Genomic DNA, 16,006 nt, shown 5'->3' on the forward strand with positions numbered 1-16,006 from the left:
ACTTCAATGCAAGCTAAAGCAGTAGTGAGAACAGTTCGTATTGCTCCTCGTAAGGTTCGTTTAGTAGTAGACTTAATCCGAGGTAAGCAAGTGGGTGAAGCGATTGCTATCCTTAACCACACACCAAAAACTGCTTCTCCAGTTGTAGAAAAAGTTTTAAAATCTGCAATCGCAAATGCAGAGCACAATTATGAGATGGATATTAACAACCTAGTTGTTGAAAAAGTCTTCGTTGACGAAGGTCCAACGTTGAAACGTTTCCGTCCACGTGCAATGGGTCGTGCAAGCCAAATTAACAAACGCACAAGCCACATCACAGTTGTGGTATCAGAAAAGAAGGAGGGATAATCGATGGGTCAGAAGGTTAATCCAATTGGTCTTCGTGTCGGTATTATCCGCGACTGGGAATCTCGTTGGTTCGCTGAGAAAGATTATGCTACGTTATTACATGAAGACATCAAAATCCGTGAGTACATTACTGTACGCTTAAAAGATTCTGCTGTTGCTAAAGTAGAAATCGAACGTGCAGCAAATCGTGTAAATGTTACAATTCACACTGCGAAACCTGGTATGGTAATTGGTAAAGGTGGTACTGAAGTTGAAGCACTTCGTAAAGCTCTTAACCAATTAACAGGCAAGCGTGTACACATCAACATTTTAGAAGTTAAGAGAGCTGATCTTAACGCTAAATTAGTAGGCGAAAACATCGCTCGTCAATTAGAAAACCGTGTATCATTCCGTCGTGCACAAAAGCAAGTTATTCAACGTGCTATGCGTGCAGGAGCAAAAGGTATTAAAACACAGGTTTCTGGTCGTCTTGGCGGAGCTGATATCGCTCGTGCAGAATCTTACAGTGAAGGAACTGTTCCACTTCATACACTTCGCGCTGATATTGACTATGCAGCAGTTGAAGCTGATACAACATACGGTAAATTAGGCGTAAAAGTATGGATCTACCGTGGAGAAGTCCTTCCTACAAAAAAGAAAGCTTCTGAGGAAGGAGGAAAATAATATGTTAATGCCAAAACGCGTAAAATATCGTAGAGAGCATCGTGGTAAAATGCGTGGTCGTGCAAAAGGTGGAACTGAAATTGCTTTCGGTGAATTCGGTTTACAAGCACAAGCTGCTTCATGGATTACAAACCGTCAAATCGAAGCTGCTCGTCGTGCAATGACTCGTTACATGAAACGTGGCGGTAAAGTATGGATTAAAATTTTCCCTTCTAAACCTTACACTGCAAAACCTCTTGAAGTACGTATGGGTTCCGGTAAAGGGGCACCAGAAGGCTGGGTAGCAGTAGTAAAACCTGGGAAAATTATGTTTGAAATCGCGGGTGTATCTGAAGAGGTAGCACGCGAAGCATTACGTCTTGCAGCTCACAAGTTACCTGTGAAATGTAAATTCGTAAAACGTGAAGAAAATGGTGGTGAATCTAATGAAAACTAATGATATTCGTGAATTAACCACTGCCGAAATCGAAACAAAAGTTAAAGCTTTAAAGGAAGAATTATTCAATCTTCGCTTCCAACTTGCTACAGGACAATTAGAGAATCCAACTCGCATCCGTGAAGTACGCAAAGCGATTGCTCGTATGAAAACTGTAGTTTGTGAAAGAGAGATCGGAATTAATCGATAAATTGAGGGGAGGTTTGCATAGTGAGCGAACGTAACCAACGCAAAGTTTATACTGGTCGTGTTGTATCTGATAAAATGGACAAAACGATTACAGTTTTAGTTGAAACTTACAAAACTCATTCCTTGTACGGAAAACGTGTTAAGTATTCTAAAAAGTACAAAGCCCATGATGAGCAAAACCAAGCGAAACTTGGCGATATCGTTAAAATCATGGAAACTCGCCCGCTTTCTGCTACTAAGCGTTTCCGTTTAGTTGAAATCGTTGAAGAAGCGGTTATTATCTAAATAGACGAATCGGAATTTTTAGTCCGAAGGGAGGTTTCATAACATGATCCAACAAGAATCTCGTTTGAAAGTTGCTGACAACTCTGGTGCACGTGAACTTTTAACAATTAAAGTATTAGGCGGCTCTGGTCGTAAATATGCTAATATTGGTGATATTATCGTTGCTACGGTAAAACAAGCAACACCAGGTGGCGTTGTTAAAAAAGGTGACGTTGTTAAGGCAGTAGTGGTACGTACGAAGAGCGGAGCTCGTCGTCCGGACGGTTCTTACATTAAATTTGATGAAAACGCAGCGGTTATCATCAAAGACGATAAGAGCCCACGTGGTACTCGTATCTTCGGACCAGTAGCTCGTGAATTACGTGATAGCAACTTCATGAAGATCGTTTCTTTAGCTCCAGAAGTTCTATAATTTAAGGTATTGCCTTGCTAAGGAGGTGCAGAATTAAGATGCATGTAAAAAAAGGTGATAAAGTTCAGGTAATCACTGGTAAAGACAAAGGAAAACAAGGCGTTATCCTTGTGGCTTTCCCAAAGCAAAACCGTGTTATCGTTGAGGGTGTTAACATCGTTAAAAAACACTCTAAGCCATCTCAATTAAATCCACAAGGTGGAATTATTACGAAAGAAGCACCTATTCACGTTTCTAATGTTATGGTATTAGATCCGAAAACAGGCGAACCTACTCGCGTAGGCTTCAAAGTAGAAGATGGTAAAAAAGTTCGTATTGCAAAAAAATCTGGTGAATTATTAGATAAATAATTTTCTTAAGAAAGGAGGTCACTTCATTGAATCGCCTTAAAGAGAAGTTCCAAAAGGAAATTACTCCTGCTCTAATGAGCAAGTTTAACTATAAATCTGTGATGGAAGTACCGAAAATCGAAAAGATCGTAATCAACACTGGTGTTGGTGACGCGGTATCTAACTCAAAAGCTTTAGACAATGCAGTAGAAGAATTAACGCAAATCGCAGGTCAAAAACCTGTTGTAACTCGCGCTAAAAAATCAATCGCTGGTTTCCGTCTTCGTGAAGGTATGCCAATCGGTGCGAAAGTAACTTTACGCGGACAACAAATGTATGAGTTCTTCGACAAATTAGTATCAGTTTCTTTACCACGTGTACGTGATTTCCGTGGTGTTTCTAAGAAATCATTCGATGGTCGTGGGAACTACACATTAGGTGTTAAAGAGCAACTGATTTTCCCTGAGATTGATTATGATAAAGTAAGTAAAGTCCGCGGTATGGACATCGTAATCGTTACTACAGCGAAAACTGATGAAGAAGCTCGTGAACTTTTAACACAATTCGGTATGCCATTCCAAAAATAATGGAAGCCAACGCTAAGTAGAGGAGGCGAAAACGTGGCTAAAAAATCTATGATCGCGAAACAAAAGCGTACTCCTAAGTTTAAAGTACAAGAGTATACACGTTGCGAACGCTGCGGTCGTCCGCATTCTGTATACCGCAAATTTAAGCTTTGCCGTATTTGTTTCCGTGAACTTGCATATAAAGGTCAAATTCCTGGTGTTAAAAAAGCTAGTTGGTAAAACCCACAAATGGGAAGGAGGTAAAACACATGGTGATGACAGATCCAATTGCAGACATGCTTACTCGCATCCGTAATGCGAATATGGTACGTCATGAGAAATTAGAGGTTCCTGCTTCTAAAATCAAAAAAGAGATCGCTGAACTTTTAAAACGTGAAGGTTTCATTCGTGATGTAGAATACATCGGGGATAACAAACAAGGTATCCTTCGTATTTTCCTGAAATATGGTGCAAACAATGAACGTGTAATCACTGGATTAAAACGTATCAGTAAACCTGGCTTACGCGTTTACGCAAAAGCTGATGAAGTACCACGTGTACTTAACGGATTAGGTATCGCTCTTGTTTCTACATCTAAGGGAGTAATGACAGACAAAGACGCTCGTCAATTACAAACTGGTGGAGAAGTAGTAGCATACGTTTGGTAATATATATTTAAAACGAACGGAGGTGTGACCACATGTCTCGTATTGGTAAAAAGATTCTTGAAATCCCTGCAGGTGTTACTATTACAGTTGCAGAAGACAATACTGTAACAGTAAAAGGCCCTAAAGGTGAATTAACTCGTACTTTCAAAACTGATATGTCTATCAAAATTGAAGAAAATACACTAACAGTTGAGCGTCCATCTGAACAGAAGGAACACCGTGCATTACACGGTACAACTCGTGCTTTAATCGGAAACATGGTTGAAGGTGTAACTACAGGTTTTGCACGCGGACTTGAATTAGTCGGTGTTGGTTACCGTGCTCAAAAACAAGGTGATAAACTTGTTTTAAGCGTAGGTTATTCTCATCCAGTAGAAATGACTCCAGAAGCAGGACTTGAAGTTGAAGTACCTGTACCAACTAAAATCGTAATTAAAGGTATCGACAAGCAACGTGTTGGCGAATTTGCTGCTAACATCCGTGCTGTACGTGCTCCTGAACCATATAAAGGTAAAGGTATTCGTTACGAAGGCGAAGTTGTTCGTCGTAAAGAAGGTAAAACTGCTAAGTAAACCCGTTAGGTGAAAGAAAGGAGTGACAAGAATGATCACTAAAGCTGCTAAAAATGCGACTCGTAAGAAAAGACATGCACGTGTACGTGCTAAACTTACTGGTACTGCAGAACGTCCACGTTTAAACGTGTACCGTTCTAACCAACATATTTACGCTCAAGTTATTGATGATGTAAATGGTGTAACATTAGTAAGTGCATCTACTCTTGATAAAGACCTTGCTCTTAACGGTACTAGCAATACTGAAGCTGCTACGAAAGTTGGAGAATCAGTTGCTAAGCGTGCTGTAGAGAAAGGCGTTAAAGAAGTAGTATTTGATCGCGGTGGTTACTTATACCATGGCCGTGTTAAAGCTCTAGCTGAAGCTGCTCGTGAGGCTGGATTACAATTTTAATGGTCAAAGGAGGGAAAATTGATGCAACGCATTGACCCAAGTAAATTAGAACTTGAAGAACGTGTAGTTACGATAAATCGTGTCGCGAAAGTTGTTAAGGGTGGTCGTCGTTTCCGCTTTGCTGCACTAGTTGTAGTTGGCGATAAAAACGGTCATGTTGGATTCGGTACTGGTAAAGCACAAGAGGTACCAGACGCAATCCGTAAAGCTATCGAAGACGCTAAGAAAAACTTAATCGCAGTACCATTAGTTGGTACAACAATTCCACACACAATCAACGGTCATTTTGGAGCTGGTGAAGTATTCTTAAAACCTGCTGCTGAGGGTACTGGTGTTATTGCTGGTGGACCTGTTCGTGCGGTACTAGAATTAGCTGGTGTACAAGATATTCTTTCGAAATCTCTTGGTTCTAACACACCAATCAACATGATTCGCGCTACTGTGAACGGATTAAGCGAACTTAAGCGCGCTGAAGATGTTGCAAAATTACGCGGTAAATCTGTAGAAGAGCTACTAGGTTAAGGAGGGAAAACAAATGGCGAAAAAGTTAGAAATTACCCTCACTCGTAGTGTAATTGGTCGTCCACAAGATCAACGTGCGACGGTAGAAGCTTTAGGTCTTAAAAAGTTGAATTCAACTGTAGTTAAGGAAGAAACTCCTGCTATTCTTGGTATGATCAACAAAGTTTCTCACCTTATAACTGTAAAAGAAGCTTAAGGATAACTCATTAATATAAGGAGGTGCCTGGGAATGAAACTTCATGAATTAAAACCTGCAGAAGGTTCTCGTAAAGTACGTAACCGTGTCGGTCGTGGTATCGGTTCTGGTAACGGTAAAACTGCTGGTAGAGGTCATAAAGGACAAAACGCACGTTCTGGCGGCGGTGTTCGTCTTGGCTTCGAAGGTGGTCAAACTCCACTATTCCGTCGTTTACCAAAACGCGGCTTCACAAACATTAACCGTAAAGAGTTTACTATTGTAAACTTATCAACGTTAAATCGTTTTGAAGATGGTACAGAAGTAACACCTGAATTATTGCTGGAAACTGGCGTTATCAGCAAATTAAACGACGGTGTTAAAATTCTTGCAAGCGGAGCAGTAGAGAAAAAATTAACTGTTAAAGCGCACAAGTTCTCTTCAAGTGCTAAAGAAGCAATTGAAGCAGCTGGCGGATCAGTTGAGGTGATCTAATGTTTCGTACAATCTCCAACTTTATGCGCGTTGCTGAGATAAGACGTAAAATATTATTCACTTTAGCGATGTTAGTCGTATTCAGGATTGGCACGTTTATCCCAGTGCCATTTACAAATGGAGACGTACTGAAAGCACAAGATCAATTAAATGCCTTAGGTATCCTAAATACATTTGGCGGTGGCGCCTTGAAGAACTTCTCCATCTTCGCGATGGGAATCATGCCGTATATTACAGCATCCATCATCGTGCAATTATTGCAGATGGATGTTGTTCCTAAATTTTCGGAATGGTCGAAGCAAGGCGAAATGGGCCGTCGTAAACTAACGCAATTCACGCGTTACTTTACAATTGTTCTTGCGTTTATTCAGGGGTTTGGTATGTCAATCGGTTTTAACGGTATGGTAGGTGGGCAATTAATTTTGAATCCAGGTTGGAGCACTTATTTATACATTGCTACGGTACTGACTGCTGGTACTGCATTTTTAATGTGGTTAGGTGAGCAGATTACATCTAAAGGTGTAGGTAATGGTATTTCCATTCTTATCTTTGGTGGTATTGCCGCAGCGATCCCAAGTGTTATATCTCAAGTGTATCAACAACAGTTTCAAAATATCGGAGATCAATTGTTCATGAGTATCGTTAAAGTTGCATTGATTTTACTAGCTGTGCTAGCAGTTATTGTTGGTGTTATTTTCATTCAACAGGCTGTTAGAAAGATCCCAATTCAATACGCGAAGCGTGTAACAGGAGGGAATGGGAATCATGCTGGAGCACAAAACACTCATTTACCACTTAAGGTAAATAGTGCGGGTGTTATTCCAGTCATTTTTGCTGTTTCATTCTTAATTACGCCTCCAACTATTGCACAGTTCTTCCCGAAACATGATGTATCGCAGTGGATTATTGCAAACTTTAACTATTCTCACCCAGTGGGAATGATCATATATGTTGTGCTCATTGTGGCCTTCACATACTTCTATGCATTTGTTCAGGTTAATCCAGAGCAAATGTCAGAGAATCTAAACAAGCAAGGTGGATATGTTCCAGGTATTCGTCCGGGTAAGAATACAGAACAATATCTAACAAAAATCTTGTATCGTTTGACCTTTGTGGGATCAATTTTCCTAGCAGCGATTGCAATCTTACCAGTTATCTTTACGAAATTGGGAAATCTTCCTCCATCTGCACAGATTGGTGGAACGAGTATGTTAATCGTTGTCGGCGTTGCTTTAGAAACAATGAAGCAGCTAGAAAGCCAATTAGTAAAACGCCATTACAAAGGGTTTATCAAGCAGTGAGTAAGTGGGAAGAATTATCTTCCCTACATGCTCATGTACTGAGGGGGAACAAGGATGAACTTAATTTTAATGGGGCTTCCTGGTGCTGGTAAAGGTACACAAGCCGAACAGATTGTTGCCAAGTATAACATCCCTCACATCTCAACGGGAGATATGTTCCGTGCAGCTATGAAGGCTGAAACTGAACTTGGTTTACAAGCAAAATCTTTTATTGATAAAGGTGCGCTTGTTCCAGATGAAGTTACAATCGGAATTGTTCGTGAACGTTTAAGTCAAGAAGACTGTATTAAAGGATTCTTATTAGATGGTTTCCCACGAACTGTTGCACAAGCATCAGCTCTTGAAGAGATTATGAAAGATCTTGGCAAAAAAATCGACTATGTTTTAAACATTAATGTGGATTCAGGGTTGTTATTAAAACGCCTTACAGGTCGTCGCATTTGTAAAGAGTGTGGTGCGACTTACCACTTAGAATTCAATCCGCCAGCAAAAGCTGATGTGTGCGATAAATGTGGTGGCGAATTATATCAACGCTCTGATGACAACGAAGAAACTGTAGCAAATCGTTTAGATGTAAATATTAAGCAAACAAAACCTTTGCTTGATTTCTACGGGGAGCTTGGTTACTTAGAAAGCATTAATGGTGAGCAAGATATCAATAAAGTATTTGCTGATATCGATGTTCTCATCGGGGGCTTAGCGTAATGATCATCTGCAAAACTCCTCGCGAGATAGAAATCATGCGAGAAGCTGGCAGGATCGTTGCTTTAACTCATCAAGAGTTGAAACAACATATTACTCCAGGAATTACAACGAAAGAGCTCAATCAAATAGCGGAAAAGACGATTCGAAAATATGGTGCTACGCCATCTTTTAAAGGATATAACGGATTTCCGGGGAGCATATGTGCTTCTGTAAATGAAGAGCTTGTACACGGGATTCCAGGGAAGCGTAAACTCGAAGAGGGCGATATCATCAGTATCGATATTGGTGCGAAATACAATGGGTACCATGGAGATTCTGCATGGACGTATCCAGTTGGAAACATTTCTGAATCTGTTCAAAAGTTACTTGATGTCACAGAAAAATCGTTGTATCTTGGTCTAGAACAAGTAAAACCAGGCGAAAGATTATCAAATATCTCACATGCGGTTCAAACCCATGCTGAAGAGAATGGATTCTCGATCGTTAGGGAGTATGTTGGTCACGGAATCGGGCAAGACTTACATGAGGACCCTCAAATCCCGCACTATGGTCCACCAAATAGAGGCCCTAGATTAAAGCCGGGAATGGTCATCTGTGTTGAGCCGATGGTGAATCAAGGAAGACGATATGTAAAAACACTATCTGATGACTGGACAGTGGTAACGGTAGATGGTAAATGGTGTGCCCACTTTGAGCACACGATTGCTCTTACAGAAGCAGGATACGAAATCCTTACCACTTTATAAGTAGCTGGCTCTCCGGGATTTCAGAGCAGTGTAAAATGTTACTGATTTGAAGAAGGGAGAACTATTGAATGGCTAAAGATGATGTAATTGAAGTCGAAGGTACCGTTCTTGAAACGTTGCCAAATGCTATGTTCAAAGTAGAATTAGAGAATGGGCATGTCGTATTGGCTCACGTTTCTGGTAAAATCCGTATGAACTTCATTCGTATTTTACCAGGAGACAAAGTTACGGTAGAATTATCTCCGTACGATTTAAATCGTGGTCGTATTACGTACCGTTTTAAATAATATAGCACTCCGTAATCTTTAAGGAGGTTCGAGACATGAAAGTAAGACCGTCAGTTAAACCAATCTGCGAAAAATGTAAAGTTATTCGTAGACGTGGAAAAGTAATGGTTATTTGTGAAAACCCTAAACATAAACAAAAACAAGGTTAATCAGAAGGAGGTGCATTCAGAATGGCACGTATCGCAGGTGTAGATATTCCTCGTGACAAGCGCGTTGTTATTTCTTTAACTTACGTATTCGGCATTGGTCGCACAACTGCTGAAAAAATTCTTACAGAAGCTGGTATTTCTTCGGAAACACGAGTTCGTGATTTATCGGAAGATGAATTAGGACGTATCCGTGATATCATCGATCGTATTAAAGTTGAGGGAGACCTTCGTCGTGAAGTATCTCTTAACATTAAACGTCTAATGGAGATCGGTTCTTACCGTGGTCTTCGTCACCGTCGTGGTTTACCAGTTCGTGGTCAAAACTCTAAAAACAATGCTCGTACGCGTAAAGGTCCACGTCGTACAGTAGCAAATAAAAAGAAATAATAAGTAAAGGAGGTTGAACTAACAATGGCACGTAAAACAAACACTCGTAAAAAACGTGTGAAAAAGAATATTGAAGCTGGTATAGCTCATATTCGTTCTACTTTCAACAACACAATCGTAACACTTACAGATACTCACGGTAACGCACTTTCTTGGTCTAGTGCTGGTGCACTTGGTTTCCGTGGATCTCGTAAATCTACTCCATTCGCTGCGCAAATGGCTGCTGAAGCTGCTTCTAAAGTTGCAATGGAGCATGGTTTAAAAACTTTAGAGGTTACTGTTAAAGGTCCTGGTGCTGGTCGTGAAGCTGCAATTCGTGCTCTTCAAGCGGCAGGTCTAGAAGTAACAGCAATTAGAGATGTTACTCCAGTTCCTCATAATGGATGTCGTCCACCAAAACGTCGTCGTGTGTAATTTTTCTGTATAGAATTTTCCCTTTTGTCTATAATGGATATGATGCATTATCGAGAAATTTCGTACAGAAACATCGCTTGTTGTGCACAATCGGGAACTGCCTAAGGGGGACTTTCGGTTAAACAGAGGTTTTTCCTTTGTTTAACCGGGGTTTCGACGTTTTGAAGGAGGGTTTAGTTAATGATTGAAATCGAAAAACCGAAAATCGAAACGGTTGAACTTAACGAAGATGCTAAGTATGGCAAATTCGTGATTGAACCGCTTGAGCGTGGATATGGTACTACTTTGGGTAACTCCTTACGTCGTATTCTTTTATCCTCACTCCCTGGTGCCGCTGTAACTGCTATCCAAATCGATGGCGTTTTACACGAATTTTCAACAGTAGAGGGCGTAGTAGAAGATGTTACTACGATGATCTTAAACTTGAAAAAGTTAGCTCTTAAAATCTACTCTGAAGAAGAGAAGACGTTGGAAATCGATGTACAGGGCGAAGGTATTGTCACAGCTGCTGATATTACTCACGATAGTGATGTTGAAATCTTAAATCCAGATTTACACATTGCGACGTTAGCAAAAAATGCGCATTTCCGCATGCGTTTAACTGCAAAGCGTGGCCGTGGGTATACGCCAGCTGATGCAAATAAAAGCGAAGATCAACCAATAGGAGTAATTCCTATTGATTCTATTTATACTCCAGTATCACGTGTGACTTACCAAGTGGAAAAGACACGTGTCGGACAAGTGGCTAATTATGATAAGCTTACGCTTGATGTATGGACGGATGGAAGCATCGGGCCAAAAGAAGCTATCTCTTTAGGTGCCAAAATCTTAACTGAGCATTTAAATATCTTTGTTGGTTTAACTGACGAAGCACAAAATGCTGAGATTATGGTCGAGAAGGAAGAAGATCAAAAAGAAAAAGTTCTTGAGATGACTATCGAAGAACTAGATCTTTCTGTTCGTTCTTATAATTGCCTAAAACGTGCAGGAATTAATACTGTACAAGAGCTTGCGAACAAAACAGAAGAAGATATGATGAAAGTTCGTAACTTAGGACGTAAATCCTTAGAAGAAGTTAAACATAAACTTGAGGAATTAGGTTTAGGTTTACGTAAAGACGACTGAGGATTTAAACCCATCAACAAAGGAGGGAACTACGAATGGCATACAGAAAATTAGGCCGTACAAGTGCGCAACGTAAAGCTATGTTACGTGATTTAGCTACTGATTTAATTATCAACGAGCGCATCCAAACGACAGAAACTCGTGCAAAAGAACTTCGTTCTGTAGTGGAAAAAATGATCACTTTAGGTAAACGCGGAGATCTTCATGCTCGTCGTCAAGCAGCAGCTTTCATCCGTAATGAGGTTGCTAACGCTGAGACTGGTCAAGATGCACTTCAAAAATTATTCGCTGATGTAGCTCCACGCTATGCTGAGCGCCAAGGCGGATACACTCGTATTGCAAAAATTGGTCCACGTCGCGGAGACGCAGCACCAATGGTAATTATCGAGCTAGTATAATGATAATTAAAAGGGCAAGACAGTTCTTTTCAAGTAACTGGTCATGGCCCTTTTTTTTTAAATATAGAAAAACGGGCTAACTTGGCGAAAGAAAGGGTGCCTTGTATTGAAAAAAGAGAAACTTCGGACAGAAAATATATCATTTCAATATCCTGGGGCAGCCTCTTATGCATTAAAAGATGTTTCATTTTCCTTATATGAAGGAGAATGGGTATCTGTCATTGGACAAAACGGTTCAGGGAAGTCTACACTTGCAAAGTTATTGAATGGTTTGTTTTTGCCGGAATCAGGGACAATTACTGTAAATGATACAATGGTTTTATCTGAGGAAACAGTATGGGATGTTCGAAAGCAAATTGGGATGGTATTTCAAAATCCGGATAATCAATTTGTTGGAACAACGGTACAAGATGACGTTGTATTTGGCTTAGAGAATATCGGAATGCCAAGAGAGCTGATGATAGAAAGACTAGAGCAGGCTCTGCAACTTGTTCGTATGGAAGATTTCCTAAATGAAGAACCTCATTCGTTATCTGGCGGACAAAAGCAGAGGGTGGCAATAGCAGGTGTTTTAGCACTTCAGCCATCTATTTTAATACTAGATGAAGCAACTTCAATGTTAGACCCTCAAGGTAGACGTGAAGTAATAGAAACAGTTAGAAAACTTGTTAATCAAAAGGGTATCACTGTGTTATCAATTACACATGATTTAGAAGAAGCTGCACAGTCAGACCGTATTATTATTTTAAATAAGGGAGAAATATTAGAGGAAGGGACACCAACGCAAATTTTTAAATCCTCTCATATGCTCCAAGAAATTGGATTAGATGTACCTTTTTCGGTGAAAATAGCAGAATTATTAAAAAGAAATGAAATTCTCTTACAAAATACGCATCTTACAATGGAAAGCTTGGTGAACGAACTTTGGAGATTACATTCCAAAAAGTAGAACATCGTTATCAATATAAAACTCCATTTGAAAGACGCGCACTTTATGATGTAGACGTGTCGTTTCCAAGTGGGGGCTATTATGCCATTATCGGTCATACTGGTTCAGGCAAGTCAACGATGATTCAACATTTAAATGGTTTATTGCAGCCGACAAATGGTACGGTTCAAATTGGTGAACATTTAATTTCAGCAGGAAAGAAAGAGAAGAAACTTAAGCCGCTACGAAAAAAAGTAGGGGTTGTCTTTCAGTTTCCAGAACATCAACTATTTGAAGAAACAGTTGAAAAGGACATTTGTTTTGGGCCCACTAATTTTGGTGTATCTGAAGAAGAGGCAAAACAAAAGGCGAAAGATGCAATCCAGCTTGTTGGATTGGACATAGAGTTATTAGCGCGTTCTCCGTTTGAATTAAGTGGTGGGCAAATGAGGCGTGTTGCAATAGCGGGCGTACTTGCGATGGAACCCGAAGTGCTTGTATTAGATGAACCTACAGCAGGGCTTGATCCGAAAGGACAGCACGAGCTTATGGAGATGTTTTACAATTTGCATAAGGAACAGGGGCTTACAGTCATTCTTGTTACCCATAATATGGAGGATGCCGCTAAGTATGCAGATCAAATAGTGGTCATGCATAAAGGAACGGTCTTTTTGCAAGGAAGAGCAGAGGAAGTATTTTCACATGCTGATGAATTAGAACAAATCGGTGTGGATCTTCCAATGTCTTTAAAGTATAAACGTGCAATTGAAGAGAAGTTTGGTATTTCAATTTCGAAAGCTACCTTATCTTTAGAGGATCTTACTCATGAAGTTGTACAGGTGTTACGAAAAGGTGGTCATGAATCATGCAGCAGTTGATTATTGGGAGATACATTCCAGGTCAGTCACTCATTCATCAACTTGATCCTCGTACGAAGCTGTTGATTGTCTTTTTATATGTATTTGTTGTTTTCTTAGCAAATAATGCGATTTCATATGGATTTTTATTTTTATATGCACTCATTGCTTTATTTTTTGCAAAAGTGCCGATTCGTTATGTACTTTCGGGCTTAAAACCAATTTTATGGATTTTTCTTTTTACATTTTTCCTGCATATTTTTACAAATAAAGAAGGGGAAGTACTATTCCAGCTTGGTTGGTTTTCGATACATGAAAAAGGATTAGAGCAAGGAATCTACATTTCTATACGATTTTTCGTTATTATTTTAATGACGACATTATTAACGTTAACAACGACACCGATTGAGATTACAGACGGTTTAGAGACGTTATTAAAGCCGTTGAAGCGTATGAAAGTTCCTGTTCATGAAATCGCATTAATGATGTCAATTTCTCTTCGATTTATCCCCACATTAATGGATGAAACGAGTAAAATCATGAAAGCGCAGGCGTCACGTGGTATCGATTTTGCTGGGGGACCGATAAAAGATAGGATGAAAGCTATTATCTCACTACTCGTTCCACTATTTATCAGTGCTTTTAAGCGTGCAGAGGACTTAGCGATTGCGATGGAAGCTCGTGGATATCAAAGTGGCGAAGGACGTACTAAATTTAGGCAACTACGCTGGAAAATAAGTGATACAGTAACAATTGTAAGCTTACTTTGTTTAGCTTGTATTTTGGCATGGGTGCGGTCGTAATGGAGAATAGAGAAATGGAAAGAATAAAATGTACAGTTGCATATGATGGCATTCATTTTTGTGGTTACCAAATTCAACCACAGCATCGTACTGTTCAACAAGAAATAGAGAAAGCATTGCAGAAGTTACATAAAGGAGAACTTGTTCGTGTGCAGGCATCAGGCAGAACGGATTCTACCGTTCACGCCAAAGGGCAAGTGATACACTTTGATACACCTTTGTCTCTTGAAGAGTGGCAATGGAGTAATGCTTTAAATACAATGTTGCCAGATGATATTATTATCAGGCAGGTAGAGAAGAAAACAGAAGAATTTCATGCACGTTACGGTGTCGAGAAAAAAGAATATCGCTATCGTGTATTATTATCAAAGACTGCGGATGTATTCCGTAGAAATTATGTATATCAATATCCATATCCGCTCGAAATAGATTCTATAAGAAAAGCGATTCCTTATTTTATTGGAACGCATGACTTTACTTCTTTTTGTTCGGCAAAAACTGACAAAAAAGATAAAGTGCGAACAATTTATGAAATCGAATTAATTGAGCAAGACGATGAATTAATTTTTCGTTTTGTAGGTAATGGATTTTTATATAATATGGTCAGAATTATTGTTGGTACGTTACTTAACATAGGGCAAGGAAAGCTTGATCCTGATAGCATTCCAGAGATTTTAGCGAAACAAAATCGCCAGTTTGCTGGAAAGATGGCTCCAGGTCATGGACTTTACTTATGGCAGGTAAACTATAACAACTAATCCTGGTGTAACATTTGCTTGACATTAGAAACTCAAAAGTATATCATAACATATGGTATTGTTTCTAAAACCACGATTAGCCCCGGAAGGAAATCGTGTTTAAGATAAACAATAGATTTTTTCTATGGAAAAGATAACGAGGAGGGAAACACATGCGTACGACTTTTATGGCAAAAGCTAACGAAGTTGAGCGTAAATGGTATGTGGTTGATGCTGAAGGTCAAACTTTAGGTCGCCTATCTACTGAAGTAGCATCCATTTTACGTGGTAAAAACAAACCTACATTTACACCACACGTTGACACGGGTGATCATGTAATTATTATTAACGCTGAGAAAATTCATTTAACAGGTAATAAATTAAACGATAAAATTTACTACCGTCACACTAACCACCCAGGTGGACTTAAGCAAAGAACAGCTCTAGAAATGCGTACAAACTACCCTGTACAAATGTTAGAGCTTGCAATTAAAGGGATGCTTCCAAAAGGACGTTTAGGACGTCAAGTATCTAAGAAATTAAACGTGTATGCTGGAGCAGAGCATCCACACCAAGCACAAAAACCAGAAGTTTACGAACTTCGCGGATAATTAATTAAAGGAGGGCTTACTTTGGCACAGGTTCAATACTATGGCACTGGACGTCGTAAGAGTTCAGTAGCGCGCGTACGCCTAGTTCCAGGCGAAGGACGCGTTATCATTAACGGTCGTGATTTTGAAAACTATATCCCATTTGCTGCATTACGTGAAGTAGTGAAACAACCTCTAGTTGCAACAGAAACTTTAGGTAACTACGATGTACTTGTAAACGTAAATGGTGGTGGATACACTGGTCAAGCTGGTGCTATTCGTCACGGTATTTCTCGCGCTTTATTAAAAGCTGATCCAGAATACCGTCTAACACTAAAACGTGCAGGTCTATTAACTCGTGACGCACGTATGAAAGAGCGTAAAAAATACGGTCTTAAAGGCGCACGTCGTGCACCTCAGTTCTCAAAACGTTAATTTTTGCGAACTTCAAACCCCAACCATTTTGGTTGGGGTTTTTTTATGTTTAATTCTTCTTTTGTAATTTTTGTAGCTTGGAATATTTTA

The 16,006-nt window shown here is 39.7% G+C and carries 30 protein-coding genes; all 30 read left to right on the top strand.

The features are described 5' to 3' along the window. Window positions 1–6 precede the first annotated feature (6 nt). Complete coding sequence (gene rplV / locus EXW56_RS00695; RefSeq protein WP_002009773.1) at window positions 7–348, top strand: 50S ribosomal protein L22; 342 nt, start codon at window positions 7–9, stop codon at window positions 346–348. 3 nt (window positions 349–351) lie between these two features. Further along, window positions 352–1,011 carry a 30S ribosomal protein S3 gene (gene rpsC / locus EXW56_RS00700; protein WP_002009771.1) on the top strand — a complete coding sequence of 220 codons (660 nt, stop codon included), beginning with the start codon at window positions 352–354 and terminating at the stop codon, window positions 1,009–1,011. Between the two features lies 1 nt (window position 1,012). Then, entirely contained in the window at window positions 1,013–1,447 is a 435-nt protein-coding gene (gene rplP / locus EXW56_RS00705; RefSeq protein WP_000928969.1) for a 50S ribosomal protein L16, read from the top strand. After that, the gene (gene rpmC, locus EXW56_RS00710; protein WP_002091523.1) at window positions 1,437–1,637 is read left to right on the top strand and encodes a 50S ribosomal protein L29; all 201 of its coding nucleotides are present in this window, start codon (window positions 1,437–1,439) and stop codon (window positions 1,635–1,637) included. Before rplP ends, rpmC begins: the two co-directional genes overlap by 11 nt. A gap of 20 nt (window positions 1,638–1,657) precedes the next feature. Further along, entirely contained in the window at window positions 1,658–1,921 is a 264-nt protein-coding gene (gene rpsQ, locus EXW56_RS00715; protein WP_000004106.1) for a 30S ribosomal protein S17, read from the top strand. Window positions 1,922–1,964: 43 nt separating this feature from the next. After that, the gene (gene rplN, locus EXW56_RS00720) at window positions 1,965–2,333 is read left to right on the top strand and encodes a 50S ribosomal protein L14 (protein WP_000615912.1); all 369 of its coding nucleotides are present in this window, start codon (window positions 1,965–1,967) and stop codon (window positions 2,331–2,333) included. Window positions 2,334–2,371: 38 nt separating this feature from the next. Next, entirely contained in the window at window positions 2,372–2,683 is a 312-nt protein-coding gene (rplX, locus tag EXW56_RS00725; protein ID WP_000558201.1) for a 50S ribosomal protein L24, read from the top strand. 26 nt (window positions 2,684–2,709) lie between these two features. Then, window positions 2,710–3,249, top strand: a complete 540-nt coding sequence (rplE, locus tag EXW56_RS00730) for a 50S ribosomal protein L5 (protein WP_002091528.1) — start codon at window positions 2,710–2,712, stop codon at window positions 3,247–3,249. Between the two features lie 33 nt (window positions 3,250–3,282). Next, window positions 3,283–3,468 carry a 30S ribosomal protein S14 gene (gene rpsN / locus EXW56_RS00735; RefSeq protein WP_001085700.1) on the top strand — a complete coding sequence of 62 codons (186 nt, stop codon included), beginning with the start codon at window positions 3,283–3,285 and terminating at the stop codon, window positions 3,466–3,468. A 29-nt stretch (window positions 3,469–3,497) separates the two neighbouring features. Further along, window positions 3,498–3,896 carry a 30S ribosomal protein S8 gene (gene rpsH / locus EXW56_RS00740; protein ID WP_002009764.1) on the top strand — a complete coding sequence of 133 codons (399 nt, stop codon included), beginning with the start codon at window positions 3,498–3,500 and terminating at the stop codon, window positions 3,894–3,896. A 32-nt stretch (window positions 3,897–3,928) separates the two neighbouring features. Next, entirely contained in the window at window positions 3,929–4,468 is a 540-nt protein-coding gene (gene rplF, locus EXW56_RS00745) for a 50S ribosomal protein L6 (protein WP_002063425.1), read from the top strand. A 31-nt stretch (window positions 4,469–4,499) separates the two neighbouring features. Next, a complete protein-coding gene (gene rplR / locus EXW56_RS00750; RefSeq protein WP_002009761.1) occupies window positions 4,500–4,862 on the top strand; it encodes a 50S ribosomal protein L18 in 363 nt (120 codons plus the stop codon). A gap of 21 nt (window positions 4,863–4,883) precedes the next feature. Beyond that, window positions 4,884–5,384: a 30S ribosomal protein S5 gene (gene rpsE / locus EXW56_RS00755; RefSeq protein WP_002009759.1), complete on the top strand. Its 501-nt coding sequence runs from the start codon at window positions 4,884–4,886 to the stop codon at window positions 5,382–5,384. Between the two features lie 13 nt (window positions 5,385–5,397). Further along, window positions 5,398–5,580 (top strand): 50S ribosomal protein L30, encoded by a 183-nt coding sequence (rpmD, locus tag EXW56_RS00760; protein ID WP_001085231.1) that lies wholly within the window; start codon window positions 5,398–5,400, stop codon window positions 5,578–5,580. Between the two features lie 33 nt (window positions 5,581–5,613). Continuing rightward, window positions 5,614–6,054, top strand: a complete 441-nt coding sequence (gene rplO / locus EXW56_RS00765) for a 50S ribosomal protein L15 (RefSeq protein WP_002009754.1) — start codon at window positions 5,614–5,616, stop codon at window positions 6,052–6,054. Further along, window positions 6,054–7,355, top strand: coding sequence for a preprotein translocase subunit SecY (gene secY / locus EXW56_RS00770; protein ID WP_215597122.1), 1,302 nt, complete (start codon window positions 6,054–6,056; stop codon window positions 7,353–7,355). Before rplO ends, secY begins: the two co-directional genes overlap by 1 nt. 54 nt (window positions 7,356–7,409) lie before the next feature. After that, the gene (locus EXW56_RS00775) at window positions 7,410–8,060 is read left to right on the top strand and encodes an adenylate kinase (RefSeq protein ID WP_002113324.1); all 651 of its coding nucleotides are present in this window, start codon (window positions 7,410–7,412) and stop codon (window positions 8,058–8,060) included. Beyond that, window positions 8,060–8,806, top strand: coding sequence for a type I methionyl aminopeptidase (map, locus tag EXW56_RS00780; protein WP_002091537.1), 747 nt, complete (start codon window positions 8,060–8,062; stop codon window positions 8,804–8,806). The genes EXW56_RS00775 and map overlap by 1 nt, the downstream gene beginning before the upstream one ends. Before the next feature lie 68 nt (window positions 8,807–8,874). Then, the gene (infA, locus tag EXW56_RS00785) at window positions 8,875–9,093 is read left to right on the top strand and encodes a translation initiation factor IF-1 (RefSeq protein WP_001029884.1); all 219 of its coding nucleotides are present in this window, start codon (window positions 8,875–8,877) and stop codon (window positions 9,091–9,093) included. Window positions 9,094–9,128: 35 nt separating this feature from the next. Next, window positions 9,129–9,242 (top strand): 50S ribosomal protein L36, encoded by a 114-nt coding sequence (gene rpmJ / locus EXW56_RS00790; RefSeq protein WP_000868344.1) that lies wholly within the window; start codon window positions 9,129–9,131, stop codon window positions 9,240–9,242. 21 nt (window positions 9,243–9,263) lie between these two features. Beyond that, entirely contained in the window at window positions 9,264–9,629 is a 366-nt protein-coding gene (gene rpsM / locus EXW56_RS00795) for a 30S ribosomal protein S13 (protein WP_002009746.1), read from the top strand. A gap of 24 nt (window positions 9,630–9,653) precedes the next feature. After that, on the top strand, window positions 9,654–10,043 hold the full coding sequence (rpsK, locus tag EXW56_RS00800; RefSeq protein WP_002009745.1) for a 30S ribosomal protein S11: 390 nt from the start codon (window positions 9,654–9,656) through the stop codon (window positions 10,041–10,043). Window positions 10,044–10,223: 180 nt separating this feature from the next. Further along, window positions 10,224–11,168, top strand: coding sequence for a DNA-directed RNA polymerase subunit alpha (locus EXW56_RS00805; protein WP_002009743.1), 945 nt, complete (start codon window positions 10,224–10,226; stop codon window positions 11,166–11,168). A 35-nt stretch (window positions 11,169–11,203) separates the two neighbouring features. Beyond that, complete coding sequence (rplQ, locus tag EXW56_RS00810) at window positions 11,204–11,566, top strand: 50S ribosomal protein L17 (RefSeq protein ID WP_000331490.1); 363 nt, start codon at window positions 11,204–11,206, stop codon at window positions 11,564–11,566. A 106-nt stretch (window positions 11,567–11,672) separates the two neighbouring features. Beyond that, a complete protein-coding gene (locus EXW56_RS00815; protein WP_002113326.1) occupies window positions 11,673–12,515 on the top strand; it encodes an energy-coupling factor ABC transporter ATP-binding protein in 843 nt (280 codons plus the stop codon). Beyond that, window positions 12,491–13,372, top strand: coding sequence for an energy-coupling factor ABC transporter ATP-binding protein (locus tag EXW56_RS00820; protein WP_002113327.1), 882 nt, complete (start codon window positions 12,491–12,493; stop codon window positions 13,370–13,372). The genes EXW56_RS00815 and EXW56_RS00820 overlap by 25 nt, the downstream gene beginning before the upstream one ends. Then, window positions 13,360–14,154: an energy-coupling factor transporter transmembrane component T family protein gene (locus EXW56_RS00825; RefSeq protein ID WP_002113328.1), complete on the top strand. Its 795-nt coding sequence runs from the start codon at window positions 13,360–13,362 to the stop codon at window positions 14,152–14,154. Before EXW56_RS00820 ends, EXW56_RS00825 begins: the two co-directional genes overlap by 13 nt. Before the next feature lie 14 nt (window positions 14,155–14,168). Next, window positions 14,169–14,912, top strand: coding sequence for a tRNA pseudouridine(38-40) synthase TruA (gene truA / locus EXW56_RS00830; RefSeq protein WP_002202053.1), 744 nt, complete (start codon window positions 14,169–14,171; stop codon window positions 14,910–14,912). Window positions 14,913–15,064: 152 nt separating this feature from the next. Beyond that, the gene (gene rplM, locus EXW56_RS00835) at window positions 15,065–15,502 is read left to right on the top strand and encodes a 50S ribosomal protein L13 (RefSeq protein WP_001260795.1); all 438 of its coding nucleotides are present in this window, start codon (window positions 15,065–15,067) and stop codon (window positions 15,500–15,502) included. A gap of 21 nt (window positions 15,503–15,523) precedes the next feature. After that, the gene (gene rpsI, locus EXW56_RS00840) at window positions 15,524–15,916 is read left to right on the top strand and encodes a 30S ribosomal protein S9 (protein ID WP_000079986.1); all 393 of its coding nucleotides are present in this window, start codon (window positions 15,524–15,526) and stop codon (window positions 15,914–15,916) included. Window positions 15,917–16,006: the final 90 nt, after the last annotated feature.

This window comes from Bacillus mycoides (assembly GCF_018742245.1).
Lineage (GTDB): Bacteria > Bacillota > Bacilli > Bacillales > Bacillaceae_G > Bacillus_A > Bacillus_A cereus_U.